This is a genomic window from Eggerthella sp. (genome assembly GCF_048329335.1).
GTDB lineage: Bacteria > Actinomycetota > Coriobacteriia > Coriobacteriales > Eggerthellaceae > Eggerthella > Eggerthella lenta.
The window spans coordinates 1-6,517 of sequence record NZ_DBFEGU010000065.1 but is presented as its reverse complement, the minus strand read 5'-3'; the positions used below and the strand labels follow the sequence as shown (position 1 = coordinate 6,517).

The following is a 6,517-nucleotide window of genomic DNA, read 5'->3' as shown; positions in this document are numbered from 1 at the left end:
GAGGAGGGTCGGCCGCCGACAAGAAGCATCGTCGAACAGGGAGGATCATCATGAGCACAGAGGGAAAGAACATCGCATCCGCAGGCGTTTCGCGCCGCTCGTTCCTGATGGGACTGGGCGCTACGGCAGCCGTCGTGGCCGGAAGCGGCCTCGCCGGCTGCGCGCCGCAAAGCACCGCGGCGCCCGCAAGCGCCGAAAGCGGCTCCGATGCCGCAAGCGCCAGCAACGCTCCGAGCGCAACCGGCGCCCAGAAGCCCGACACCATCCAAGCCGCCGCCGAGACCCCGGCCGAGAAGCAGGAAACCAAGGACGTCGACTTCGTCATCGTGGGCAGCGGCGTGGCCGGCATGAGCGCGGCCGTGGAGGCCTCGCGCGCCGGCGCCAAGGTGGTCGTGCTTGAAAAGCACAACGTGACCGGCGGCGATTCGTCCATCTGCTCCGGCAACTTCTATTGCTGCGGCGCGAAGAAGCAGGACGAGCTGGGCTACACGGACTATGGCACACCCGAGGAGGTGGCGCAGTTCTTCTTCGATCAGTCCGACGGCGACGCGAACATGGACATCTGCCGCCTCGTGGCCGAGGGCGGCGGCGCGGCCATGGATTGGCTGGTGGAGCTGGGCTGCGACTTCGACAAGAAGCCCGGCGACAACGTGTCCGACCGCTCCATGCTGTCGACCACCAGCGGCAAGGGCATCGTGGACAACCTCATCGCCGAAGCCGAGAAGAACGGCGTGGAAATCATGATGGAAACGCGCGCCATCGAAGTGCTCATGGACGGCGGCAAGGCCGCGGGCGTGAAGGCGCGCCAGGGCAAGACCGAGTACACCATCAACGCGAAGGCCGTCATGCTGGCTTCGGGCGGCTTCGACGGCCAGGATTGGGCGAAGGAGCTGTACGCGCCGGGTGCCGTGGGTTGGCACACGTTCAGCAGCCCCAGCAACACGGGCGACGGCATCGAGCTGGCGAAGCAGGCCGGCGCCATGACGCTGCTGAAGGGCGGCCTGTCGCAGATCCACCTGGTGGGCCGCGAACCGCTGCCCCTCAACGACGAGCTGAGCGCGCTGCGCATGGTGAACACGGGCGTGTTCGTCACCGACCTGGGCTATCGTTGCGCGAACGAGTCTATGACCAGCCAGTTCGATTACTTCACGCCGTTCGTGGAAAGCGGCCGCAAGGAATTCACCATCATCTGCGACTCGCAGCAGCCCGACAAGCGCATGGAGCTTATCAAGAAGGGCGTGGAGAAGGGCGTCGTCGACACGGCCGACACCATCGAGGAGCTGGCCGAGGCGGCCGGGCTGCCCTCCTACCCGCTGATGAAGACCATCGAGCGCTATAACGAGCTGTGCGAGGCCGGTGAGGACGCCGACTTCCACAAGAAGCCCGAAGACCTGCAGGCCATCGAGAAGGCGCCGTTCTACGCCATCCAGATCACACCGAACACGAACGACTCGTTCGGCCAGCTGGCCATCAGCACGAAGGCCGAAGTGCTGGACGCCGACCGCAAGCCCGTCCCCGGCCTGTATGCCGGCGGCACGCTGGGCAACGCCGAGCTGTTCTACATGCGCTACGCCGTGAGCGGCTCGTCCATGTGCATGGGCACCGTCACCGGCCGCATCGCCGCCCAGTCGGCTCTGGAGTACTACGGCGCGTAACGCGCCGAACGCTCGGGAGCCGGCACGCCCGGCGCCCGGGCGTCATCACACCGCCTTCCCTCCCCTCACGCCCTCCGGCTCTCGCCGGAGGGCGCTTTGCATACGAACGGGTCGCAGCCGCATCGTGGCCGCCGGCTCTCAAAACCGTCGTTCGGGCTCCTTCTCCTGTTCGACCCCGAATGTTTCACGTGAAACATTCGTACGCTTGTTGATCCTTGCGCGCATAGCCAGCGCTTCGCCGAGCCGCGGGCTATGCCTCGCGCCAGCAGCAGCCGTCGTCGTCTCGCAGCCCGCGGCCGCCTCCGTGCAACCGACAGCACGGCCAATGGCGAAAAGGCGTCGAATTCGGAAGTCGCTGCGCCTCTCCTCAGAAAGCAGGAAAGGGCCTCTCCCGATAACGCCCGGTCAAAACGATCCCGTCTCCAGCATCATGCGCCGATGCCGAACAGGGACGCCCGCTCGCTTCCGAATTCGGTATCTTTTTGCCATTGCGAGACCAGCCGGGGGGCACGAAGGGCCGTCAAGCAGGCAGCGCGGTGCCTTGTGAAGACGATATCGCATGTTCGTAAAATTCTAATACTATGCTTGACTTTGTAATCTGTATGCAATAGCGTTACAGTTACTTACCGTCGACCCTAGCGCTCCCCTTAGGAGGACGTTGCAGCTCATGAATAGCCGTATGAGAAAACACGCGGCGCTGGCCGTCGTCACGCTGGCCGCAGCCGGAGCGCTCACCCTGGCGGCATGCGCGGAAACGCCCGCCGCATCATCCGACGCGCCCGCAATTCAAAACCAAAGCAAAAGCGAGGAATCCATGACAAACGAACGCAACGGCGGGTACGCCACAATTTCCGAGGACGAGGCGGTTGCCATGATGAGCGAAAACTCCGCAACCCTTGTAGACGTCCGCACCGCACGCGAATATGCTGACGGGCACATCCCCGGAGCCATCAACATACCCGTCGAAACCATCGGCTCCGTCAAACCCGCCGGCCTTCAAGGCGTGGACGAAAACGCCTCCATCATCGTCTACTGCCGGACCGGCGTGCGCAGCGAACACGCTTCGAACATGCTTCTCAACCTGGGTTACAAGCACGTGTTCGACCTGGGCGGCATCGTCGACTGGAACGGCGAAAAGGTGGCCGGAACCGAGCCAGGCAGCTTCGCAGGCGACGCGCAGTAGAATCTGTCGCCTTGGAGGTCCGTGCGTGTCCCGCCGGAAACGACACGTGGACAGGTATGGGCAACCGCTCCGCTAAGCCAACTGCGGAACGCGCACGGATCTCCAAGGCGACAAACCGAAACGCTCGTCAGACCGAGCGTCCGCGAACATGCGTCGAACGGGAGGGGGACGTGCGCCGCGAGCCGTCGGCGCACGCGTCAAAGCCGTGCGGATGCGGCGGATCCCTGTCCAAGCTCCGCCGCACCCGCACGAAACGCCCGCGAATCACGCGAATGAGACAATAGCCCCGTCCCTTTGTCTCATCGAAACGGCCTCATTGCCCGGGGCCGTTTCGCGTTCGGAAGGTTATTTCGCGATCAGCACGGGGATGGGCGATGCGTGCAACAGCTTGTGGCTGACGCTGCCCATGTACTCCTTGAGGCCGCTGAGGCCGCGGTTGCCCACGATCAGCAGGTCGTAGTCGCGCTGGCCGATCAGCTTGACGATCTCGGTGGCCGGGTTCGTGCCGGTTAGCAGCAGCGAGTCGGTGCGCGCGGCAACGTCCTCGCCCATCTTCTGCTCGGCCTCGGCCAGCAGATCCTCGCCGTCGGAGATCATCATGTCGAGAATGTCCTTGAAGTTCGCCATCTGCGTTTCGTCGAGCAGCGGGATAGGCACCACGTACACGACGTCCACATGCGCCTCGGGATTCACTGCAGCCAGGCTGGCGGCCATGGCGAGCGCGCGGTCGGCGCCCTCGGATTCGTCGAACGCCACGAGCAACTTGTTAACGGCCATGGTGGGCCTCCTCTCGGTCGCGGCGAGCGCGGTGCGCCGCCTGAAAACGTCCTACCTCCAGTATAGGGCTTTCAGCGCGGGCAGGGAAACAAGTTGTCCACGCTTTCATGACCGCTTTCGCGCGGATCGCCGGCCATCGCCAGCCGGGCGGTCGGGTGCCCTACGATAAACATCTTCGGCAGCGTGCAACATGCCCCGAATAGAGCGGCCCCCTTTAGGGTCTCGACGAAAGGACGCACCATGGAACAGTTCGACGCAGCGATCATCGGGTTCGGAACGGCGGGCCTCGCCCTGGGCGGTGCGCTTGCCGACGATGGCCAGAACATCGTAGTCGTGGAGCAGTCCGACACCATGTACGGCGGCGCCTGCGTGAACAACGCATGCATCCCCACGAAGGCACTCGTGGAATCGGCACGACTGACCGCGGCCGTAGGCGGCCCTATCGTTGAGCGCGAGGAGCGCTACACCGCGGCCGTCGACGACATGAAAGAACTGCGCTCCGCCTCGCGCGAACGCAACTACCGCGCGCTGGCCGATCGCGAGAACGTCGACGTCATCGACGGCCGCGCATCGTTCGCGGACGCCACGCACCTGACGGTGGCCACCGCGTCGGGCACGCGCAGCATCGAGGCGAAGCGCATCTTCATCGACACCGGCTCGCTGCCGAAGCTGCCTTCCATCCCCGGCATAGACAGCCCGCGCGTGTTCGTCAGCAGCTCGCTCATCGAGCTGCCCACCCTGCCGCGCCAGCTCGTCATCATCGGCGGCGGCTACGTCGGCCTCGAGTTCGCCTCGTTCTACACCGACTTCGGCGCACAGGTGACCATCCTACAAAACAGCGACGCCATCCTCGCCCACGAGGATCCCGAGACGGCCGAAGCCGTGCGGAGGAGCCTCGAAGACCGCGGCGTCGCCATCGTGTACGACGCGCACGTGACGCGCATCGACGACGAGCACGACCAGGTGCTGGTGTTCGCCCAGGTGAACGGCGAGGAGAAGCGCTATCCCGGCCATGCCGTGCTGGTCGCGGTCGGCCGCACCCCGAACACGACCGGCCTCAACCTGGAAGCCGCCGGCATCGAGCTGAACGACCGCGGCGGAATCAAGGTGGACGAGCACCTGCGCACCACGGCCGACAATGTCTGGGCCATGGGCGACGTGACGGGCGGCATGCAATTCACCTACATCGCCTACGACGACTTCCGCATCGTCGCATCCGGCCTGCTGGGCGACGGATCGCGCACGACGAAGAACCGCGGCGCCATCCCTTATTGCACGTTCGTGCACCCGCCGTTCGCGCGCGTCGGCATGACCGCGGACGAGGCGCGCAAAGCCGGCTATTCCGTACAGGTATACAAACTGCCCGCTGAAAAAATCTCGCAAGCGCGCATCCTGCAAGACCCGGTGGGTCTGATGAAGGCCGTGGTAGACGCGAACTCAGGAGTGCTGCTGGGCATGGATCTGTTCTGCGAAGATGCGCAGGAGCTGGTGAACACCGTGAAACTGGTCATGGATGCACGCATTCCCGCCTCCGTGCTGCAGAGCGCCGTATTCACGCACCCGTCCATGACCGAGGCGTTCAACAACCTGTTCCTGCCTCAGAACATGCAGGAGTAGAAGCCGTCGTGGACACGAACCTCCTGACCGGATCGCCGCCTTTGACGGCAAGCTCGTTCGTCATCCAGCGCTCGAAGCCCGCATAGGCGGGCGCCTTGCGTCCTTTGAGGCTGACGAGGCAGATAGGCACGGAAACGGAATCCTTGGCCGCCATGGGTTTCAACTCGGTGAGGGGGTTGAACTGACCGAGCGCAGGAACGCCAACGGTGAGCGCCAACCCGTTCTCTCGCGTCAGATAGCGCTCGAACTGCGCGGCAGTAGTCGCGCTGACGAGAATATCGATCCCGCGCTCACGATAGAACTCCGCAACGGAATCGTTGAAGCGGTCGAAGTCTTCCGATATGGAGACGGGGTACGGCTTTATATCGTCCAAGCTGACAGTTTGATGCTGCGCCAAGGGGTGCCGATACGACATAATCACGCCCAGCATCACCTTGCCGAGATTCAGGCAGTCCATATCGGGGTGACGGCATGCGCCAACCACGATAAGCGCATCCAGGTGTCCCGCCTGCAGCGCCCCGAAGCCGCGAAGCCCCGCCTCAAGCCGTATAGAGGTTTCGATGCCCGAGTTCTTGTAGACGAACGATGCAATGCTGGCGCATGCTTGCTCGTATCCATAGAGCGGAGACGCGCACAGCCCCAACCGCAACAACGGAGATTCGGCAGAGCGTCGTCTGTGCGCAAACGCCTCCAACTCGTCGAAGCTTCTCAGCACCGGCTCGGCTTTGACGTAGAAGGCCTTTCCGAACAGGGTGGGATGCACGCCGCGGCTTTCGCGCACGAACAGCTCGTTCTTCAGTTCTCGCTCCAGATCAGCGATAGCCTTCGAGACCGCTTGGACGGTTACGTACTGCTCCTTTGCGGCCGCTGACAAGCTGCCGCTCTGGAACACAGCGACGAAGTATCTTACTTGCTTGATATTCAAAAAGTCTACCTCGAACCTATCGCGCGCCGATCCTTTTTGAGATTCTACCGCGCTCCTAGGTCGTTGCATCCGAGACGCGCCCCGTTCAACTATCTTTTGAACAGCAGTTCCTGAGCACAAAACGCGCGAGAAGAGCGCCTCTGATCGCACGAAGGGCGCGCGTCGCTTACGGGCTTTGCGAAAGGGGCTCCATCGGCGCAAGCTGCGTCACAGCGCGTCGCAGGGACGGGTGGTTTTACGCGCTTTCCGCAAATCCCACCTCCTGCGGAAAAACCGAGTGGCGGAGGGGCGCACCCTCCGTCGCAGCGCCTATAAAGACGCGAGCCGCTCGAGCGGCTCGCGTCTTTATAGGCGCTGCGA

At 63.7% G+C, this 6,517-nt stretch carries 5 protein-coding genes; 3 read left to right on the top strand and 2 right to left on the bottom strand.

All coding sequences use genetic code 11. The features are described from left to right. Together ACMO6A_RS02080 and ACMO6A_RS02075 are read left to right on the top strand one after the other, a co-directional pair. Positions 1-1,655, top strand: a 1,655-nt coding sequence (locus ACMO6A_RS02080) for an FAD-dependent oxidoreductase (RefSeq protein ID WP_418470708.1), incomplete at its 5' end; no start/stop codon positions are given. 679 nt (positions 1,656-2,334) lie between these two features. Further along, positions 2,335-2,838: a rhodanese-like domain-containing protein gene (locus tag ACMO6A_RS02075; protein ID WP_009305783.1), complete on the top strand. Its 504-nt coding sequence runs from the start codon at positions 2,335-2,337 to the stop codon at positions 2,836-2,838. Between the two features lie 345 nt (positions 2,839-3,183). Here the strand turns inward: ACMO6A_RS02075 and ACMO6A_RS02070 are convergent, their stop codons facing one another. Then, positions 3,184-3,615 carry a universal stress protein gene (locus ACMO6A_RS02070; RefSeq protein ID WP_009305782.1) on the bottom strand — a complete coding sequence of 144 codons (432 nt, stop codon included), beginning with the start codon at positions 3,613-3,615 and terminating at the stop codon, positions 3,184-3,186. A gap of 240 nt (positions 3,616-3,855) precedes the next feature. Between ACMO6A_RS02070 and ACMO6A_RS02065 the strand changes: the two genes are divergently transcribed. Beyond that, positions 3,856-5,232 (top strand): FAD-dependent oxidoreductase, encoded by a 1,377-nt coding sequence (locus tag ACMO6A_RS02065; protein ID WP_009607928.1) that lies wholly within the window; start codon positions 3,856-3,858, stop codon positions 5,230-5,232. Here the strand turns inward: ACMO6A_RS02065 and ACMO6A_RS02060 are convergent. Then, complete coding sequence (locus tag ACMO6A_RS02060; RefSeq protein WP_226844521.1) at positions 5,195-6,307, bottom strand: LysR family transcriptional regulator; 1,113 nt, start codon at positions 6,305-6,307, stop codon at positions 5,195-5,197. The two genes, ACMO6A_RS02065 and ACMO6A_RS02060, sit on opposite strands and share 38 nt — an antisense overlap. Between the last annotated feature and the right edge of the window lie 210 nt (positions 6,308-6,517).